This is a genomic window from Xenorhabdus anantnagensis, from assembly GCF_028598555.1.
In the GTDB taxonomy this organism is placed as follows: domain Bacteria; phylum Pseudomonadota; class Gammaproteobacteria; order Enterobacterales; family Enterobacteriaceae; genus Xenorhabdus; species Xenorhabdus anantnagensis.
Window position 1 is genome coordinate 1 of sequence record NZ_JAQRFN010000024.1, and the last position, 17,124, is coordinate 17,124.

Sequence of the window (17,124 nt, forward strand, 5' to 3'; positions counted from 1 at the left end):
ATTGTGGTACATCTGCACACCTTTGGAAGCAGATATTGTCAGACACCTAACCCATCGTCTGGCGGTGAAAGTCTCTTAAACTGAAAAAGACCTCAAAAAGGTGTTTGTATATTGTCTCCCAAGTGCATTGAACGTTGAACCATGCACTTCTTTCATATCAACATCAGACCTCATCTTCACTTAACTTTTGCATAGTGAGATCGGGTGACGTCCTGAACGCATTTCACACCCTACATGCAGGATAGTTTTCACTATTTATTCAACGTATTAACTGCTCTTATTTGAAATATTCAGCAGACAACTTTTTACACCTAAACAATTAACTCATTGCTCCCGTTTGACACCGAACCTTGCGGCGTTTTGCTATGCCTGTTGGCATTTCAACGCTTGCACGACTTTTGCTGACCGTTTGCGGATTTAAGGCGTCACTTTCTTGTCGGTTTACCGCTGAAAGTGACACCGCAGCCAAAGCACAATACAACTCTGACAGTCTCACGCCAGCTTAACCAAACAGTGAATCTGACACTGCATTTTTAGATTGAAAAAGGAGAACTTGACGATATCGAGGCTGGCTTTTTGCCGGAGGGGATGACCTGTTCATACAGGCGGCAGTACCGTGTACTCAACCGATACCCCGCAATACCTCAACCTGCGTTCACTCTGGCGCACAGATATTGATCAAGGGCAAGGCAGGTATCTTCTGTTTTGCCGCACTGACGCGCGCCAGAGATCGCATATCGTTAGGTATCAATAGGGAAAATGAGATGAGTCGATTGATTAAAGAATTAAAGTTTTTTGCCCGACAAGGTGGCGGCAGTCATAAGACCTGCCATGACCGTATTCGGATTGCAGGACGTTTGGGCGCATTGTTGTTAAGCCTGAATATTCAGGTGAAAAGTCTCAAGAATTTGAAAACCAAACATGTAGAGCAGTACGTTGATACCCGTTTATCTCAGGGGATTGCCAAACGAACAGTGCAGAATGAAATGTCCGCGCTGCGTAATATCTTCCGCATGGTAGGCAGAGAAAAACTGGAAACCTCACCGCGTTTGAGCAATCAGGCATTGGGATTAAGCGGCACCAGCCGTGCCGGAACGAAACAGGCGATCCCTGATACTACATTTCAGGTTGTTTATCAGAAAGCACTTGAACGTGATGCTGGATTTGCCGTCACCTTAAAACTTGCCCGATTGCTGGGGTTACGTTCTCAGGAAGCGGTGCAATGCAGTGCTTCATTGAAAAGCTGGCGCAAGCAATTAGAACAACCAGAGCCGAAACTGCATGTTGTTTTTGGTACAAAAGGCAGTAGGCCAAGGCAAACTCGCGTATTGAATATTACTGCTGTAAAAGAGGCTGTCGAGCAGGCCATAAACTACTGGCGGACAGATACCACAAAGATTGGTTTAACAGGTTGTCATTCCCCTTATAGTTTGCGCTATGCGTGGGCACAGGATCATTGAATTTTTACCAACAGAATGGTTTTAGCCGCCAGGAAGCAAGAACATTAGTTTCAATGGATTTAGGGCATGGTGATGATCGCGGGCGTTATGTTGAGCGAGTTTATAGCTGTTAAACTTAGTCGTTCAGTTATTGAGTCCGATAAAACAATCAGTTAAAGTATTCCCACCATTGGTAATCTATGGACACCCTTTCCGGTTAAATAGAGGGATTTTACTTCTAAGTTGTCTATGAGTTACCACAGTTAACAGACAGCGCTGTCCAAGGCGCTAAACGTCATGTTCAGCGCACTAGAAGAAAATGGCTCTTACAAGAACATTATCTTTTTATAATCTCGTTTTTAAATTCGATTTAAAAGAATATTGATACATAACACCATAGTTTGATTTATACATCAGTATAATATCGAAATTTAAATTTTTATTCAGCAACGCATTATATAATTGCAAATGCTCAATGACGCAACCACGGTTTTCACCTGATGCTACCCATAAGGGCGACATATCATTAAGAATAACCGGATCATCTTTCCTTGGCATACCATATTTAAAACAATCATTAGTATTATTAACTCCTAAACGATTAGCTAAAGTATGAAATATTCCGTATTTATCAGAATCATCAATTATCATTTCGTTATTAATTTTTATTTTAACACTTTCAATATATCCAGTGCCTAATCCTCCGTTAAATAAAATCTATATGTAATAAAAATTACAATTGTATTTTGTTGCATTCATATTTTGTATTGCGACATTTTGTAATTTAAATTACAAGCGCTCCAAAAAATGACGCAGTGCTTTATTTGTTTCTTCCGCTGCTTCAAGATTAACAACATGTCTAGCGTTAGGAATGCAAATGATCTCAACATCTGGAAACGCATTTTTCATAGCATTTGTCTTCACTATTGCAGGAAGTGCCTTATCATCTTCACCATGAATAACCAAAACAGGCTTATCAAAATTACGAGCAGTTTTCGTATAATCCTGTTTACCAAGCCAGCTTTGCGCTTCCCGCAATACCAAACCTTCATGGTTGAATTTGATAAACTCTTGCATGAAAATTTGCTGTTCATGCTGGGAGTAAGCGCCTATTTGGGAACCTACCATAACAAGAGCCTCTACCCGATCTGGAAAATGGTGAATGAATTCAGTAGCCATATAAGCTCCCATGGACATGCCCAATAGCACACATTTTTCTATTTTCAAATTATCAAGCAAGGTGAGGCAATCATCGGCCAGATTTTTCAGATTATAAGGTGTATCATAAGCGGATGTGTGCGCTCTCTGGTCATAGGCGATCACACGATAGCTTGCCTTTAAAGCTTCTATTTGCGGCAGGAACATGGTTTTATCCATCATGGTGCCATGCGCCATTACAATAATTTTCCCAGTACCTTCATCAATCATATCGCCATAGCAAGACTTCACTGAAATACCCCGCCTTTCATGATTTAAGTGTCAGAAAATATTTTGAACTAAATATGGAAACAACAGCTTATATTGTCTATCGTTAACTTTCATCTTTCCAGTGATAAACCAATGAAACTGAATTTAGTGTGAACACGCCCTAGATGATATCGTCATAAAATGCTTAACCAAAGAACGAGACAGCGGATCTGAACGGCAGCAAGAAATGAGGCAGTAGTTTTGGCATAACGGGTCGCTATACCACGCCAACGTTTAAGGTGGAGAAAAACATTTTCAACTAAATGTCTGAACCGATAGAGTTCCCGATCATATTCTCGTTTCATTTTACGATTTTTGCGGCTGGGAATTTGCGGGTTCTGTTGCATTAACGGAACAGCAGGTAAACTCCCCGGTTTTTTAGTGAGTCCAGAACTAAGTCCTTTATCCGAAATGTGTTCAAACGCCTGCACTATCCAGTTGATATCATCGCTCAGGGTGTTCGATGGTATCTGGCCTGCGCGCTGAGCCTGCGTAATTTGGAAGAAATTATGGCTGAGCAGGAGATGGCCGTTGATCATTCCACGCTCTCTCGTTGGGTTCATCGTCGGGTTTCGTTGATCGTTAAACGTTATCGGCGGAGCAAGCCCAAAGTTGGGCGTCGGTGGCGAATGGATGAAACTGATATCAAAATCAAAGGGCAATGGCGTTACCTCTACCGTGCTGTAGACTCAGACGGTAATACGGTTGAATTTTTGCTGACCGCTCATCGGGATAAAAAAGCGGCATTGCGTTTTTTAAGAAAGCGATGCGTCAGCATGGGCAACCTGACGTGACGACTATTGATAAAAGTAGTGCCAATAAAGCCGCTGTGGACGAGTTAAACAAGGGAAAGCCAAAAGAAGAACTCATTGTTATCCGGCAGAATAAGTATCTCAATAACTTGATTGAACAGGATCATCGCAACGTCAAACGGCGAATAAGTCTCATGTTGGGGTTCAAACATTTTAGGCAGACACAGACCGTGTTAGCCGGGATTGAATTAGTCAGCATGTTACGTAAAGGACAATACCCGCAAGAACCCGGATATCCTATTCGATGTGCTGAATGATCAATAATCATCTGTGGTTGGTGATTTAACTGTCTTATTTTTTTATCATTTATATTATTGAAGTAGTCATATTTAATATTGAGGTGTATTTATGAAAAAGTTAATCGTGTTGTTTCTTGTATTCATCAGTATGTGTACATTAAGTTTTGCAGGTAACAAATCCTATTTAAACCATATGGCCGTTTTACCTGATGTGCACACAGGCCCTCAAGCAAAACTCGTAATTGCTGATAAGAAGACATTGGTGAGTTTTCAGTATATTGGTAATAAATTAATGGTTGGGTATAATCAGAAAGACCTTGAGACCAAAGGTAAATTATCACAAATAGATATTGTGAAACTTTACACGCTCCCTAAAGGTATTAAGAAAATTGATTTTTATGGTCATAACTTAGAATTACTGTTTGACAGTCGTTTTCCAGATAAGAGGAGTTTTGACAGTATGTTATATAAACTGAATGTCGCTGATAAAAACGTGGTCGTTGCCTTTGCGTCAAATGGTATTAAAGGAATTGAAGTAAGAGGTTGGTCACCTATTCTTGATGGTAAATTATTTAAAGGTGTGGTTAATGAAAGTTTAATTGGTCAGTGTAGAGCTATTCATTCTGTTGATATTGTTGTACATTTTTGTACTGTTGGATTTTAGATTCATATTCCTACATCATTTACGAACATCAGCAATACAATTAATGAATCACATCTAATTGGCTTTATTATTTATTTTTTTCTTTCAACCCGTTAAGTTGACAAAGTTATTAGTCGATATGGCTGGATCTGGGATGACGGCTTAAAACTCTCTTGTAGGTTTTTAGAAAATGGACGCACCAGTACAATGACCGGCTAAAGTATAATTAATGCGAATTCAATAAGTTTAATCAATAAAATAAATTAGGGGGTAGTTATGGCTGTTTGTTGGATCACTAGTATTTATAATAATACTACTAAAAATTTTAATATGCATTCTTTTGATACATCACATGATGGGGTTCTAAATCCTATTTACCCTCTCGGTGAGCCCAGCAACGACGGTAATATTCTTAACCCAAATCCTGGTGGAGATATGGGGTGGGGTAATCCAGTAACCATCAGAGCTAAAAGTCGGTATACTTTAGATTATGCGGGTATTCCATGGTATTATGATGAGAAACATTATAAGACATTGGAATTTAATAATGCTGCAATAATGTTTTACACGTCTTATGGTGATCAGGGAGACAATAGCAATTTTATTGTATTTAAAAATAAAACCACAGGGGATAAAATTGCTAGAATTAAGGTTCCTAACGATATAGGCTATGATATTAAATTATCAATTGTTATTAATGATGGTGAAATTTTATTTAGTGTAGATAATATCAATACTACAGGTGCTGTTGTTTTTGAGATTTTTCAGACTATTGCGAAGGAATGGTATCAATCAACCAAAGAAGGACTCGGAACGGTGTTAAAGAAAGTTCTCTTCTGATATTTACATGACACACAATATCCTTAACCAATATCAACAGCGCCAAAAATTTTTGGCGCTGTTGATATGATCTGGCCCAGAGATCGTGAACACATTGTTAAACGAGTAAAACTGTTAACGACGATCGCTCAACGTTTCTAAATCAGTGCAGGACAAAGCACTGGACAGGCGGGTCACCAACGCACCCGTACTGGCAATGACGTACAGAAAAATAAACACCAACCATGCTCCCGCGAGTCCTACTAGTCCCATAATTACGACCGGGTTTATTCTTCGGCGGAACCCGTGGCTGGCAATCAGTTTTGCGCCACAGGCCGTCAGCATACCCTCCAATGAGGGGTAGAACAAACAGTCATGTCATCCGCTGCCATCTGCTCTGCCAGTGTGATTTTCTCTTTCTCATTCGTATTCGTCTGAAATGACAAAAACTGCGTATCCGATTAAGGAAATTAACGGTTAAATCCGTAAAGTATCGGGTGCGATCCTATCACTCCGTAATCATTCATAAACATTATCGATGAAATGCCGATTAATTGTTAATCGATACATTGAAGCGAGAGACAGATGAAGAACACCAAAGAATCTCTGTATCTGGAAGAACTGGCCTATATGCGTGAGCGGGCAAAGTTGATGGCAGAAGAATTTCCCCATCTGGCAGGTTTTCTGAATACACCTCATGATCCTGATGTTGAACGGCTTCTGGAAGGCTTTGCCTTACTGTCTTCAAATCTGCGCAGTACCATTGAGGACAGCTATCCAGAAATTACCCATGAAATGCTGGGACGTATCTGGGTTCTTCCGGGGTATATTCGATTAACAATATCAACGTGTTCAGGAGGACAGATAATCCAGCAAAGAGAGCTGGGGCATTCTGGACTAACACGAGTAGCAACAAAAAACTGACTTGTAGGAAAGCATAAAAATCTATGACTACCCTCTTTTTTGCAACACTAATTTTGATAAATTTTCGGCTTGCTTAAATCTATCCGGCGTCACTATGGGCAAGGTTGCCCGCGCCTCAATGAGTTCCGCACCTGATGTTCCTAAAAAACCGTTCGGCTTCAATGAGAGCCATTTTTATGCTTAGGTTTTTCATCAGGTCGTCAGGCCGTTCATGTCATTAATTATCAGTCTTCGCAACCAACCAAATGGTAACTCGTTAAATCAACGATAAAGTTGCTGCTTAGGGTAACTTGATCGTTATCTTTCAAACACGGTTTGATGGGTTGTTATGGCCCAGGCTATCCGAGCTAACTTGTTTGCCAATGCACATGCGACAACGCAGGAATGCTTTCTCGTCAGCTGATTTCTGACCCAGTCAGCTAATCGTCCTGACTGATAGTCGATTCGCTGTATAAAAATTCGGGCACATTGAACTAACAAACGTCGTAAATTTTTGTCGCCTCGTTTACTTATACCTAATAAGGTGTTTTTGCCTCCCGTACTGTATTGGCGAGGGACTAACCCTGTTGATGCGGCAAAATCCCGACTACAGGCATACTGCTTCCCATCGCCTAACTGCGATGACAACACACTGGCAGTTATAGGTCCGATACCCGGGATCGTCAACAGACATTTTCCTGTATCATCCCTGCTCAATTCTTGTTTCAATTCACTCTCAAGCTCAGTAATCTGCTCAACCAGATAGAGGTAATGGGCATGCAAGCGCATAAGTAACTGAGTTAAATAAGGCGGAAGTTCATGCTCGGCGAGCACGAGGGAAATTCGGTTTATCACCGCTACCCCTGTCGGCATACTGATACCAAATTCCAGTAAAAAAGCCTGTATTTGGTTGGTCGTTTTAACCTTATCTCTGACCAGTGACTCCTTAACCCGATGTAATACACGCATAGCCTGCTGAGCTTCAGTTCTAGGTTGAACAAAACGCATTGAAGGACGTGAGGCAGCTTCGCAGATGGCTTCCGCATCAATAAAATCATTTTTATTACTTTTAACAAAAGGCCGGACAAACTGCGGTGAAATTAATTTAGCTTCGTGGCCTAAATCATTTATTCGTCTTGCCATAAAATGAGCACCAGCACAAGCCTCCATCACAACGGTTGCAGAAGGGCATCCGGCTAAAAACGCCATTAACTTGGCTCGGGTAAATTTTTTACGGAGAAGAGCTTTACCTGATTTATCCTGACAGTGGATATGAAAGGTATGCTTGCCAAGATCGATACCGATAAGTGTCATGTTATTCATGGAGATGGCCTCATGTAAAAAAATCACCTTGTCAACATACGCCTACAGGGTGAGGGTGACCATCCCATTAACCGTGGCGCGAAGGCGCAAAAATACTTGCAATACTGTTGGGAAAGAACTAGATTCAGCTTATGTTTTTTTATTAGCTGAATATCAAGATTGGCGTCCTGTTAAGTACTAACCGGAGAGCATAAAAAAGCGTGGGACACTCTGTTCAGTGCCCGACAGAATCTGGAAAAGTGACCGGCAATAGCGGCGGAAGCGAATGCCGAAGTGCAGAAAAAGCTTTTTTCGCATTAATGCCTTTAAGAAACATCATCGTTTTAATCCGGGGAAAACGTTCAATCTGCGCAAGCAATTTCTCGGTCAGTGCAGCAGTGCCGACCCAGTGGTCGTCAGTCAAAATTTGGCAAAATCAGAGGGTAATGTATTATGTAAAAACAAATTCAGTTAAATTAAATTAATTTGTTTTTAAATATCACTTTGTGTAAAAATCCCTAAATAGCATTTGAATATGGGATTCAATCATATTAAGTTTAACCTTATTTTTTGTAGCCTTTTAATTACACATATCAGTTTGTCCGGCAACTGTTTAGGCGTAAAATATACTATTTAGCATAGCGACACCATTTTGATAGATAATTCATTAAAATCTATAGATAATTTATTCAAATCTAAAGGAATATAATATGAAAATTAAGTTTTTAATTAGCATCTTTATTATTATGATTATGCAGCGTCATGCTTATGCCTTTGCAGGAAATTGTAATGCAAACAATAAAAAAACGGGATATGTTCAATCCATATATATTGGGGCAGATAATGATAATGAAGGCAGCGTTACTTTCAATTTTTTACCCAAAGGTTCAAAAGAAGCAATAACAATCTCTTTTTATAATTACATTAGCAGTAAAAACAATACAATATTTCCAGATAGTACGGTGGCCGCCCAAAATGCACGGGCTGCCTATGTGCTTTTATTAACAGCCTATTCCTCTGGGTCACTGATAAAAATTATGCGGTGTTATAGTGACGGTGTTATGGCGCTTGGAATGGGACGACCTCCGTTATAAATCGGGTTTGTCGATTTAACAAGAATGGATTTATAAGAAAGTTTTTATTATTCACTCCTTTTTGGGCCATTTAATACGAATTAATTCAGTTGATTATTTTTTAAAAATTAATGATATATTATGGCGGCGGGACGGGGCTAATATTGGTTTAGCCATCCCTGCCATGCCGTTTGCAGCCACATAAACTCCTATCTAAATACTCTGAGGGTTAATAATCAAAAAAGCAAAAACATATCGGTAGAAATAATGAAATATGATGTAATGGAGTCTAAAATGAAATTTATTTGCATGATCTTATCATTAGCAACATTTAATTCTTTTGGCTATGATCCAGAGGCTTACTTAAATCCAAATAGGCACGTTTGCTCTATGGCTATTAGCAATCAAATCTATAATCCCGCTGATTTTTTTAATAATAATTTAAGATATAGAATAGATGAAAATATAGGGTCAGTGACAGTTTCCATTGATAATGGTGATGGAACAACAAGAAATATTGTTATTGATGTTGCACCATTAGTGAGAAATGCGGCAGCCATGTGGAATCAACGCCTTATAGCGAGGGGGAGTCCCATTCGCCTTACCGAAGTCCCTCAGGGATCACCCAGTGAGGCTAATTTTCAAATCTCTAGGGCAAATGATGCACAACAGGCTAGTTTGGGTGGGGATTTAGCTGAGACAACGTCAGTTTTGCCGACTGATATCCTGGAGCATTATGTAGAGCCAGAGTTTAACAGACCGGGAATGTTTCTAACGAATACATTCTCTTATTCAAGAGACTTTTTCAATACCATTAGAAGAACTCTAAATGAGCATTATACAGAACATCACGCTGCAAAAATAGTAGTTTATCAAACCATAGCTCATGAGTTTGGACATGCTTTAGGTCTAACTCATCCTGGATTACTTAATCTGGAAAAGCGGCAGGTAAGTGAAAAAGAAGAACAAATAGTAATAGATAGATCAAATCCTGGAAATTTTCTTGCTCTTGCAATTACAGCAGAACTTGAACAGGGACAATCAGATGCCAGAGTGCCATTAATGACAAATAATGATACCTATTTTTTCCATCTACGTCACCAATTGGACAGGCGATTAAACTATGATGATATTGGGCCATCAGAATTAGAATTAAACGCGATAGATATGGAGAATGCGTGTGGTGGTTTAACTTCATCTCAACCTAAAAGAAATGTTGTATTTTCGACGAGTTGCAAAGAAAAACCTCGTATCTTTTATCCTATAACACAGTCACTGATACCCATTTATCAAATACTATTATTTTAATATGACCGTAGGAATCCTTAATGAGAATTTTAAAATTCCTTACGTTACTATGCGTTTTATTTTTATAGGTTCTGTTGCATTAAGGGAAGAACAAGTAATATGCGATTTTTTACAGATTGATAAAAATGGGGCGAACACTGCCGCACAGGCTACGCTTAACGCCGATAAACCCGAAGAAGAAACCATCACCATTAGGCAGAGCAAATACCTCAATAATCTCATTGAGCAAGATCATCGAAACATTAAACGTCGGATACGGCCGATGTTAGGCTTCAAATCGTTTCGCCGGGCCTAAACGATTTTAGCGGGGATAGAGTTCGTTTCAATGCTGCGTAAAGGGCAATACTTACAACCAGAAGAGAAGATATTGTCACCGGGAGGGAGGTTTTATCGATTTACTGCATAAATAGTAATCAACCCCACATTTACTCTGACTTTCTCTGTTAATGCGACAGGACCATGTTTAATAAAACAATATTCCTAATATAGGGTAGCCATGAAAAAAATTTTGCTGTTACTTTCTATAATATTATATCCATTACCATCATTTACCGATGATTACCCTAATATTTATAGGCATGTATTTTCTTTTGCTTTTAACGGTCAGGTTTATAGCCCTGCTGCTCAATTTGGCAATTTATTAGAGTATAGAGTGGAAATCGGGCATGTTCATGTGAATTTTGAAGGATACGATCCCGTTTTGGTTGATATTCAACCCCTTGTAGAAAGAGCTGCACAGATGTGGGATGATCGATTTGCATCGGCAGGTCTTCCCATACGGGTTAGAGAGGCCGTTCGTCCCAGTCGAGTGAACTTTTCAATTACCATAGCAAATGGAGACCAACAAGAAGACCTGAATTCTTGGGGTGGGTTATACGGTTTTACTACCCCTATATTACCGGAAGAAATGCTTAATGATTTTCGATATCAAAATTTTCGCTTACCTGGAATTGTAATAACATCAAAATTTATGATTAGCACTAAACTATATAAAAAACTAAAAAAAATATTTGGACATGACAACCGTCAAGCTATTGCAGATAATATGATTTACTATGCAGTAGTTCATGAATTTGGGCATGCCTTTGGATTGGCGCACCCTGATTTTGAAGGGTCGCGTTCATTCGACAACGCAAATACAATCACAGAAGGGCTTGTTGAAAGTGCCAGTTCCATTGAAAACAGTACAGTACCCCTAATGCTTTCCAATGGAACTTATTTGGGAACATTGCGTAGAAATCTTGGTAGACCTATAACGATACAAGATATTAGGCCATCATCTTTGGAATTGACCGGCATTGCGGAAGAAAACGCATGTGGCGGTTCAATTCCGCCTAGAATTAAAAGAAACACCTTTAAAACAGAGAAATGCAAGGAAAAACCCAGAGTCTTTTATCCTCTGGCAAAAGCAATGTTACCTGTTTACCAGATCTTACTGTAAGCGCCAGATGATAGTCATGACGAACATTAAGCCATTAACCAATGGAAGAAAGACAGAAAGCTTTGTTGCATTAACAGAGAGATCTCGAGCGAAAGTATCTTGATTTATTTTTATGCAGCTAGCTGATAGAAATAGGCCGCTGGTGAAATGGGATATTCTGGTTTTTGCGGGTATTATCCTTTGCGCAACATACAGACCCATTCAATCCCAGCCAACACGGTCTGAGCCCGTCTGAGGTTTTTGAACTCCAGCATAGGACGTGTTCGCCGTTTGACGTTGCGATGATCCTGTTCAATCAAGTTGTTAAGGTACTTATTTTGCCGGATATTGATCTGCTTATTCTTCGGTTTTCTCTGATTTAACTCGTTTAGCACGGCTTTGTTGGCACCACTCTTATCAATGGTGACTGCGTCAGGTTGTCCGTACTGCCCCATCGCCTTTTTAAAGAAACGCAAGGCGGCCTCTTATCCCTTTTCAGCTGTTTGTTTTCTTTACGAAGCTGCAACAATTCCTGTTGCTCATCGGAGATTAAAGCACCGGGTTTAGATTGCTCAACAGCGTGTTTCCGCCATATATACAGGAAGTTTTGTTGGGATACCTACAGTTTCAGCCACCTGTGGGACGGTATAGACCTGTTCAACAATCAGATTGACCGCTTCTCTTTTAAAGTTATCGGTAAATTTTTGGGGTGATTTTCGTTTTATAAAGACACCTTAATTAAAGTCATTCTATTCCTTTACCAAAGTGTCCGAATTTATTAAAGCACAACAGTTTTCTTCTGAGGTGATTTTCCAGACACTGCACAAAACCAAAGCGTTTGGCCGGGACAGTTGCAAAGAACGATTTTCCGGCGATGATTTCGAAATGGTGTTTTCTATCGTCCCAGTTTCTGACGTACCCCCATCGACACCCACCGTCATCGGTTTTCCCGGTTTGGGTAATTTTTCCCATTCTCTGGGATCGCCGGGGGGAGAAAATCAGGCAGCCCGTCTAATTCGGCTTCTTGTCTTTTGGCGGTCTGGCAGAGGTGGTTTCTGACTGTGGCGGCATTAAAGCGTTCACCCACCGGCAGAATAGCTTTGAGCAGACTGGCGGTCAATCCATAAGACATCAGTGAAGTCCATCGGGTTTCTCCCACGTTATCGCAGGCTAGCTTTAACTTGATACCTTTTGCTCTTAACGCGTCTATTTGGGGTAATTTACTGATATCCGCAGGCGGTCAGCCAATGCGTTCTCCACGCTGTTTTTTCGCGGCGATCCCTTCGGTTTGTCTCTCCCGAATTAAGGCATGTTCAAACTGACTGAATGCAGACATCATATGCAGTTGCAGCTCTTGTACGGGAGTGCTTTCGTTAGCACTAAACTAAAAGTGAGTTGTTCCTTCAGGAATATCAATGTAACGCCTTGCTGACGCAAACGCAGGGTCAGGGTACATATATTCATCATATTGCGGCATAACCGATCAATGGAGTGAACGATAATCGTGTCGCCGGTTCTGACTTGTTGAAGCATAGCCTGAAGTTGTGGCCGGTTGATGTTTTTCGCACTGGCTTGTTCAACATAAAATCCACTTTTTCGATGTTTATAGAGGGTTATTGTCCTGTTTTCAGCATGGATGAAAAAGTACACCTTTGTGGATACCGATCACCCTATCCGCTACAGCCATATCACAATCGGCTCCAGTTCAGGCGAATTAAGGTTGAGTTTATGCCATTGGCGGTTAACCTTTGGATGGTTGAATCTGGCGGCATCAAGATCATCAATCAATGGACGAATCTCTCTGACTGTTGCCGTTTCATCAGCTAACGTAGCTCTGGGTATTCTATTCCCGGCCAAACAAAAAGGAGAATCGCCGCCAGACCATAGGACTGATACCCCGAAGAGCCACTTTCACGACGTAGGTTTTCATGATGAGATGCCGGATAGGTATGTTTAGTTGCTCATTCTATCGCCGACTGAACAGGAGTGCCCCACACATTTTTATGCTCTTGAGTTAGCTACTAGTAAGCTATCTCTCTTTGTCCTACCCAGAAGAGCGAGAAAGCATGAAATATTAGCAGCTAACTGAAAATCAACCATATAACTCGTAATTGAATGGAATACCTCCGTAAATGACTGATTTGTGATCACCACCCAGAGGGCAGATAGCCTAGCAATGAAGCAATGGCATACACCGCGCTAGCCAGATACAGCAACACGATGCTTATTTGCAGCAGTGGATGAGTGATCCGGCTGCACTGCCAGCGCGGAGTCTGATCGCTGTATTTACGCGCGCCGCGTAAGATCAGTATCGGCATGATCGACAGAATCACTCCGCTGAATACTCCCGCGAAATACAGCGCATTAACAAACGACACCAAGCCGCTGTAAGCCAGCACGAACGGTGGCACCGCCACCAGCAACAGTACGCCGAAACGGCGCAACGGCTGTTCGTCGTTGCCCAATCGGAACTTGTCGAAGATATTGGTCAGGAAGCTGCCGCCCAACCCCCAGTAAGAAGTTAACATTGCGCACAGTGCAAACAGGTTGGTGGAAAAGAACGCCCACTGCCCTAGCGCTTGGCCCCAGGAAATGGTCGCTACGTCGGAGATATCGTCCGGTCCGCTGAGCGCGATCACTGACATCGGCACCGCCGCCAGTAGAATAAAGGTCACTACCATGCCAACAATAATCGCCTTTGGCAACTGTTCCGGCTTATAGGCAAAGCCGCGCGCCATTTCCGGTACGATGTACTGCGCCGAGAAACAAAACACCACCACGTTGAACACTGGCACCATAAAGCGCCAGTCACCGTCCAGCAAGTGGCGCATCTGGGTGCTGTCTTTCAGCAGCGTCGCTGCCACTAACGCCAACAACATCACTACCATGCCAATACTGATAAACTTTTCGCCACGGCCAATTGCCTTCAGCCCGAGATACAGCACCCCCGCCGCCGGCACGAAAAACAGCAGGCTGCCAAGTGTCGGTGAGATGCCCAACAGTGACTGTAACAGCTTGCCGCTGCCGGTCATGTAGGCGGTCAGCGCGCCGACGCTGTTGATGCACACCGAAACGAACATCAGCCAAGCGCCCATGCCACCAACGTAACGTTTCGCTAACCCGCTGAGTTGCAGATGGGCGCGAGTGCGCAGAGTGGATTCGGCGACGTACAGCATAGTGATGGTGGTCAGCACGCCCACCAGCACCAGCCAGAACAGCAGCGGCAAAAAGCCGGCTTTTCTTGAGGCATAGGCGATGGACAGCACGCCGGCGCCGATGTTGGTGCCGACTATCATTGCCACCCCTTCGAGGAAACTCAGTGACTTGCCGGGTGCAGTTGCCTGCCTCCCAGTGGCAAGCGCCGAAGAAATACGGGTATTATCAGAAGACATGCATTCTCCTTTATCGCCCGACGGTGCCGGCCACCGGGATAGGTTAGTTTCACGGCGGTTAACAGCTTACATTGATACACAGGTATTTCAGCTCCAGATATTTTTCAAACCATTTTTCAAACCCGTAGCGCGATCCTTCACGCCCGAATCTTGACTGTTTCACACCGCCGAACGGTGTGACTTCGTTGGAAATCAGCCCAGTGTTGATGCCAACCATGCCGTATTCCAGCGCTTCAGGTTTATTCTCTTCCGCCTCCCTTTCCATCATGGATTACGGTTGCGCCAGCAGGTCATAACGGATCATATTCACGAAACTGGAACAAATGCGATTTAGTTCTTTCAATCCGTTTCTACTTAGTACTCTTTGTTTTTTTAAATTATTATCCGTATTAGAGTCTAGCGTAAAACAAGAGAAAAAATTCCAGATCAAGGATTTTGTCATATGGCTATTCCCGGATTCGATGATTGGCGGCCTCCGTATCGTTACAAACCCTTGGTCGTTGGGCTAGGGAGGGGAAGAAATTTTCACCAATGAATTTGGCGCGATTAAAGTCCATTTCCACTGGAACCACTATGATAAACCGAGTGACGGCTCTTTCTGTTGGATTCGCGTGCCACAGAGATGGAATGGCAATGGCTTCGGCTTTATGACCATCTATATGAACGCATCCCGTTTGCAAGACAGAAGTTATTGTGACATTGAAGGTAGATTGCAGCTCTATATTCGTACATGGACTCCCGCTTATGTGCAAGATAAGTTCGTTGGGTGGCGATCATAACTGCGTTCGTACATTCGGCTCACCTCCATACAGATCGCAGCAGCATCATTTTTTCCGCCGACAACAAAAGGCTTAACGTCTTGGGTTGGCAACAAATGAACCGAATGCCCCAGTTTTGTCAGTTCTCGTGCCCAATAATGTGCACTATGGCGGGCTTCAATCCCAATGAGTGCATGCTCCAGAGTTGCCCCGATATGAAAGAGCAGGTTGTTGATATGGCAATGAATAACGCTGGTGTCCGTGATACCCCCGTGTATTGAAGATAGGGGTTAACACAGTCATTCGCACGTTAAAAACTCACCCCGAAAAATGTGACCAGCCTTCCCCTTGAAGGGAATAAAATCCAGCTGATTTGTGAAGTTGATGAACAAGGGTTATTTGTGAGTAGTAAGAAAAATCAACGCTGGATTTGGTATGCTTGGGAGCCTTGCCTGAAACGAATTGTGGCGCCTGTTTTTGGGGATCGCAGTACGGCGACTTTACGCAAACTCCTTGAGTTATTATCACTATTTAATATTGTGTTTTGTTAATGAAAAACAATAATAAACATCAATATCCCACAAATTTTTATGCTCTTGTAAAAGGGATAACTATTCTTAAAGAACATCCAAAATTATTTATCTCTTGCCTCCTCCGGATCATCAATTCACTTTCTCAGTATACTTTTCCTGTTTATTTGTCGATATATATGATTTCTCAGGGTTTTACTAGGACTCAGTGGTTAAGCATTGGGGGCTGCTTTTACGAGTAATATCCTGTTTAATTTGGTCTGGGGTATAGTCGGAACTTGTATAGTTGCCACCCTTTATTTTGTCGGTACCTTGATGACTCATTTTCTGGATGAACTTGGGAGGGTTACTAAAAATATTATTCAATCCGGCGCTATTACCATGAATAAGTCTCCAAATTTATAAATGAGTGTTTAATACAAAGCATAACCAGGCTGTTTTTCAATGTATGGTGGCATGTCAACATCAGGAATTTCATATAAAAATGAAAAATAAAAATAACTTCAGTAATAATGCAGATTCCAAAACCCTATTTCCCGATCTCAGATTTCTTGCCGAAAATAGAAAACTTTTGGCTGAAAAAGAACTCGATTTGTCACTAGAGCAGGTTAGGCATATACTTATAAGGCAAGGCACTACAATCCAAGAATTATTTCAATGGTGGTTTAACGGGCAAAAAGGACGTTTATATTTTCAGAACCCTGGCCTAAAGGGGAGTGGATCATGGTCAGTTATTTGGGTTTAGAACCCCTTGACATTTGGCCCAGTCGTTATTGCGATGATGACTCTCGTTACTATCTTAAATTTAAGAGATTATATGGGACAAAGGGTTCATTTTATATAGAATGAACCCTTTTTTAATGGGAATAATATAAACCTGACGCAATGTTTATGAAAAATGTCATAGAAAATAAAATTAAAATAGAGAGAGAAATATTTGAGGGTGTTTATTTTAGTCAATGTCAAAAGTAGCCTTGGAAAAAAAGGGGAGGTAATGTAAAAAACAAGGGCATGGTATG

At 41.6% G+C, this 17,124-nt stretch carries 19 protein-coding genes and 9 pseudogenes; 15 read left to right on the top strand and 13 right to left on the bottom strand.

Annotated elements, in window-relative coordinates:
- Positions 1–319 precede the first annotated feature (319 nt).
- Positions 320–496, bottom strand: a complete 177-nt coding sequence (locus PSI14_RS15410; protein ID WP_273576716.1) for a hypothetical protein — start codon at positions 494–496, stop codon at positions 320–322.
- Between the two features lie 268 nt (positions 497–764).
- Here PSI14_RS15410 and PSI14_RS15415 point away from each other — a divergent pair.
- Positions 765–1,573 (top strand): annotated as a pseudogene (locus PSI14_RS15415) (integrase domain-containing protein).
- A gap of 211 nt (positions 1,574–1,784) precedes the next feature.
- On the opposite strand, the gene PSI14_RS15420 reads toward PSI14_RS15415, so the two are convergent.
- The 3 genes and pseudogenes from PSI14_RS15420 to PSI14_RS15430 all read right to left on the bottom strand — a co-directional run.
- Positions 1,785–2,090, bottom strand: a complete 306-nt coding sequence (locus PSI14_RS15420; protein WP_273576717.1) for a hypothetical protein — start codon at positions 2,088–2,090, stop codon at positions 1,785–1,787.
- Between the two features lie 138 nt (positions 2,091–2,228).
- The gene (locus PSI14_RS15425; protein ID WP_273576718.1) at positions 2,229–2,867 is read right to left on the bottom strand and encodes an alpha/beta fold hydrolase; all 639 of its coding nucleotides are present in this window, start codon (positions 2,865–2,867) and stop codon (positions 2,229–2,231) included.
- A 173-nt stretch (positions 2,868–3,040) separates the two neighbouring features.
- Positions 3,041–3,241 (bottom strand): annotated as a pseudogene (locus PSI14_RS15430) (transposase); the annotation flags it as partial.
- A gap of 69 nt (positions 3,242–3,310) precedes the next feature.
- On the opposite strand from PSI14_RS15430, the gene PSI14_RS15435 reads away from it, so the two are divergent.
- The 3 genes from PSI14_RS15435 to PSI14_RS15445 all read left to right on the top strand — a co-directional run bounded on the left by PSI14_RS15435 (position 3,311) and on the right by PSI14_RS15445 (position 5,440).
- Positions 3,311–3,975 (top strand): IS6 family transposase gene (locus PSI14_RS15435; RefSeq protein WP_273576754.1). Its coding sequence is split into 2 segments (ribosomal slippage): positions 3,311–3,656 and positions 3,656–3,975, totalling 666 coding nucleotides; the frame shifts between segments, so codons are not numbered across the junction.
- Positions 3,976–4,066: 91 nt separating this feature from the next.
- On the top strand, positions 4,067–4,621 hold the full coding sequence (locus PSI14_RS15440; RefSeq protein ID WP_273576719.1) for a hypothetical protein: 555 nt from the start codon (positions 4,067–4,069) through the stop codon (positions 4,619–4,621).
- A gap of 255 nt (positions 4,622–4,876) precedes the next feature.
- A complete protein-coding gene (locus tag PSI14_RS15445) occupies positions 4,877–5,440 on the top strand; it encodes a hypothetical protein (protein ID WP_273576720.1) in 564 nt (187 codons plus the stop codon).
- A 114-nt stretch (positions 5,441–5,554) separates the two neighbouring features.
- Here PSI14_RS15445 and PSI14_RS15450 read toward each other — a convergent pair whose 3' ends face one another.
- Complete coding sequence (locus PSI14_RS15450; protein WP_273576721.1) at positions 5,555–5,764, bottom strand: hypothetical protein; 210 nt, start codon at positions 5,762–5,764, stop codon at positions 5,555–5,557.
- 240 nt (positions 5,765–6,004) lie between these two features.
- On the opposite strand from PSI14_RS15450, the gene PSI14_RS15455 reads away from it, so the two are divergent.
- The gene (locus PSI14_RS15455) at positions 6,005–6,343 is read left to right on the top strand and encodes a type VI secretion system baseplate subunit TssF (RefSeq protein ID WP_273576722.1); all 339 of its coding nucleotides are present in this window, start codon (positions 6,005–6,007) and stop codon (positions 6,341–6,343) included.
- A 297-nt stretch (positions 6,344–6,640) separates the two neighbouring features.
- Here the strand turns inward: PSI14_RS15455 and PSI14_RS15460 are convergent, their stop codons facing one another.
- Positions 6,641–7,645 carry an IS110 family RNA-guided transposase gene (locus tag PSI14_RS15460; RefSeq protein WP_273576723.1) on the bottom strand — a complete coding sequence of 335 codons (1,005 nt, stop codon included), beginning with the start codon at positions 7,643–7,645 and terminating at the stop codon, positions 6,641–6,643.
- Positions 7,646–7,910: 265 nt separating this feature from the next.
- Here PSI14_RS15460 and PSI14_RS15465 point away from each other — a divergent pair, with 265 nt between their 5' ends.
- The 5 genes and pseudogenes from PSI14_RS15465 to PSI14_RS15485 all read left to right on the top strand — a co-directional run bounded on the left by PSI14_RS15465 (position 7,911) and on the right by PSI14_RS15485 (position 11,446).
- On the top strand, positions 7,911–8,099 hold the full coding sequence (locus tag PSI14_RS15465) for a hypothetical protein (protein ID WP_370688868.1): 189 nt from the start codon (positions 7,911–7,913) through the stop codon (positions 8,097–8,099).
- 235 nt (positions 8,100–8,334) lie between these two features.
- Positions 8,335–8,718: a hypothetical protein gene (locus tag PSI14_RS15470; protein WP_273576724.1), complete on the top strand. Its 384-nt coding sequence runs from the start codon at positions 8,335–8,337 to the stop codon at positions 8,716–8,718.
- A 246-nt stretch (positions 8,719–8,964) separates the two neighbouring features.
- A complete protein-coding gene (locus PSI14_RS15475) occupies positions 8,965–10,005 on the top strand; it encodes a hypothetical protein (RefSeq protein WP_273576725.1) in 1,041 nt (346 codons plus the stop codon).
- A 103-nt stretch (positions 10,006–10,108) separates the two neighbouring features.
- Positions 10,109–10,411 (top strand): annotated as a pseudogene (locus PSI14_RS15480) (DDE-type integrase/transposase/recombinase); the annotation flags it as partial.
- A gap of 90 nt (positions 10,412–10,501) precedes the next feature.
- Positions 10,502–11,446 (top strand): hypothetical protein, encoded by a 945-nt coding sequence (locus PSI14_RS15485; protein WP_273576726.1) that lies wholly within the window; start codon positions 10,502–10,504, stop codon positions 11,444–11,446.
- Positions 11,447–11,556: 110 nt separating this feature from the next.
- Here the strand turns inward: PSI14_RS15485 and PSI14_RS15490 are convergent.
- The 4 genes and pseudogenes from PSI14_RS15490 to PSI14_RS20270 all read right to left on the bottom strand — a co-directional run.
- Positions 11,557–11,907: pseudogene (locus tag PSI14_RS15490) on the bottom strand (DDE-type integrase/transposase/recombinase); the annotation flags it as partial.
- 304 nt (positions 11,908–12,211) lie between these two features.
- Positions 12,212–12,578, bottom strand: a pseudogene (locus tag PSI14_RS15495) (ISKra4 family transposase); the annotation flags it as partial.
- An 87-nt stretch (positions 12,579–12,665) separates the two neighbouring features.
- Positions 12,666–12,764, bottom strand: coding sequence for a recombinase family protein (locus PSI14_RS15500; protein WP_273576727.1), 99 nt, complete (start codon positions 12,762–12,764; stop codon positions 12,666–12,668).
- Positions 12,761–13,075, bottom strand: coding sequence for a recombinase family protein (locus tag PSI14_RS20270; RefSeq protein ID WP_273576728.1), 315 nt, complete (start codon positions 13,073–13,075; stop codon positions 12,761–12,763). Before PSI14_RS20270 ends, PSI14_RS15500 begins: the two co-directional genes overlap by 4 nt.
- On the opposite strand from PSI14_RS20270, the gene PSI14_RS15510 reads away from it, so the two are divergent.
- Complete coding sequence (locus PSI14_RS15510; RefSeq protein ID WP_273576729.1) at positions 13,062–13,382, top strand: hypothetical protein; 321 nt, start codon at positions 13,062–13,064, stop codon at positions 13,380–13,382. The two genes, PSI14_RS20270 and PSI14_RS15510, sit on opposite strands and share 14 nt — an antisense overlap.
- Before the next feature lie 190 nt (positions 13,383–13,572).
- On the opposite strand, the gene PSI14_RS15515 is transcribed toward PSI14_RS15510, so the two are convergent.
- Both PSI14_RS15515 and PSI14_RS15520 read right to left on the bottom strand, forming a co-directional pair.
- The gene (locus PSI14_RS15515) at positions 13,573–14,817 is read right to left on the bottom strand and encodes an aromatic amino acid transport family protein (RefSeq protein ID WP_273576730.1); all 1,245 of its coding nucleotides are present in this window, start codon (positions 14,815–14,817) and stop codon (positions 13,573–13,575) included.
- 58 nt (positions 14,818–14,875) lie between these two features.
- Positions 14,876–15,055 (bottom strand): annotated as a pseudogene (locus tag PSI14_RS15520) (aldehyde dehydrogenase family protein); the annotation flags it as partial.
- A gap of 210 nt (positions 15,056–15,265) precedes the next feature.
- Here PSI14_RS15520 and PSI14_RS15525 point away from each other — a divergent pair.
- Positions 15,266–15,473 (top strand): annotated as a pseudogene (locus PSI14_RS15525) (type VI secretion system tip protein VgrG); the annotation flags it as partial.
- Positions 15,474–15,610: 137 nt separating this feature from the next.
- On the opposite strand, the pseudogene PSI14_RS15530 reads toward PSI14_RS15525, so the two are convergent.
- Positions 15,611–15,784, bottom strand: a pseudogene (locus PSI14_RS15530) (IS110 family transposase); the annotation flags it as partial.
- Between PSI14_RS15530 and PSI14_RS15535 the strand changes: the two are divergent.
- The 3 genes and pseudogenes from PSI14_RS15535 to PSI14_RS15545 form a co-directional block, all read left to right on the top strand.
- A pseudogene (locus PSI14_RS15535) lies at positions 15,785–16,120 on the top strand (IS1 family transposase); the annotation flags it as partial.
- A 469-nt stretch (positions 16,121–16,589) separates the two neighbouring features.
- Positions 16,590–16,850 carry a hypothetical protein gene (locus tag PSI14_RS15540; protein ID WP_273576731.1) on the top strand — a complete coding sequence of 87 codons (261 nt, stop codon included), beginning with the start codon at positions 16,590–16,592 and terminating at the stop codon, positions 16,848–16,850.
- Positions 16,829–16,954 (top strand): helix-turn-helix domain-containing protein, encoded by a 126-nt coding sequence (locus tag PSI14_RS15545; protein ID WP_306309314.1) that lies wholly within the window; start codon positions 16,829–16,831, stop codon positions 16,952–16,954. Before PSI14_RS15540 ends, PSI14_RS15545 begins: the two co-directional genes overlap by 22 nt.
- Positions 16,955–17,124: the final 170 nt, after the last annotated feature.

What these genes read in the sequence shown, in the direction of transcription:
- PSI14_RS15420 (WP_273576717.1), bottom strand. Translation starts at nt 2,090, where the DNA reads ATGATAATTGATGATTCTGATAAATACGGAATATTTCATACTTTAGCT.
- PSI14_RS15425 (WP_273576718.1), bottom strand. Translation starts at nt 2,867, where the DNA reads ATGATTGATGAAGGTACTGGGAAAATTATTGTAATGGCGCATGGCACC.
- PSI14_RS15440 (WP_273576719.1), top strand. Translation starts at nt 4,067, where the DNA reads ATGAAAAAGTTAATCGTGTTGTTTCTTGTATTCATCAGTATGTGTACA.
- PSI14_RS15445 (WP_273576720.1), top strand. Translation starts at nt 4,877, where the DNA reads ATGGCTGTTTGTTGGATCACTAGTATTTATAATAATACTACTAAAAAT.
- PSI14_RS15450 (WP_273576721.1), bottom strand. Translation starts at nt 5,764, where the DNA reads ATGCTGACGGCCTGTGGCGCAAAACTGATTGCCAGCCACGGGTTCCGC.
- PSI14_RS15455 (WP_273576722.1), top strand. Translation starts at nt 6,005, where the DNA reads ATGAAGAACACCAAAGAATCTCTGTATCTGGAAGAACTGGCCTATATG.
- PSI14_RS15460 (WP_273576723.1), bottom strand. Translation starts at nt 7,645, where the DNA reads ATGAATAACATGACACTTATCGGTATCGATCTTGGCAAGCATACCTTT.
- PSI14_RS15465 (WP_370688868.1), top strand. Translation starts at nt 7,911, where the DNA reads ATGCCGAAGTGCAGAAAAAGCTTTTTTCGCATTAATGCCTTTAAGAAA.
- PSI14_RS15470 (WP_273576724.1), top strand. Translation starts at nt 8,335, where the DNA reads ATGAAAATTAAGTTTTTAATTAGCATCTTTATTATTATGATTATGCAG.
- PSI14_RS15475 (WP_273576725.1), top strand. Translation starts at nt 8,965, where the DNA reads ATGAAATATGATGTAATGGAGTCTAAAATGAAATTTATTTGCATGATC.
- PSI14_RS15485 (WP_273576726.1), top strand. Translation starts at nt 10,502, where the DNA reads ATGAAAAAAATTTTGCTGTTACTTTCTATAATATTATATCCATTACCA.
- PSI14_RS15500 (WP_273576727.1), bottom strand. Translation starts at nt 12,764, where the DNA reads ATGATGTCTGCATTCAGTCAGTTTGAACATGCCTTAATTCGGGAGAGA.
- PSI14_RS15510 (WP_273576729.1), top strand. Translation starts at nt 13,062, where the DNA reads ATGAAAAAGTACACCTTTGTGGATACCGATCACCCTATCCGCTACAGC.
- PSI14_RS15515 (WP_273576730.1), bottom strand. Translation starts at nt 14,817, where the DNA reads ATGTCTTCTGATAATACCCGTATTTCTTCGGCGCTTGCCACTGGGAGG.
- PSI14_RS15540 (WP_273576731.1), top strand. Translation starts at nt 16,590, where the DNA reads ATGAAAAATAAAAATAACTTCAGTAATAATGCAGATTCCAAAACCCTA.
- PSI14_RS15545 (WP_306309314.1), top strand. Translation starts at nt 16,829, where the DNA reads ATGGTCAGTTATTTGGGTTTAGAACCCCTTGACATTTGGCCCAGTCGT.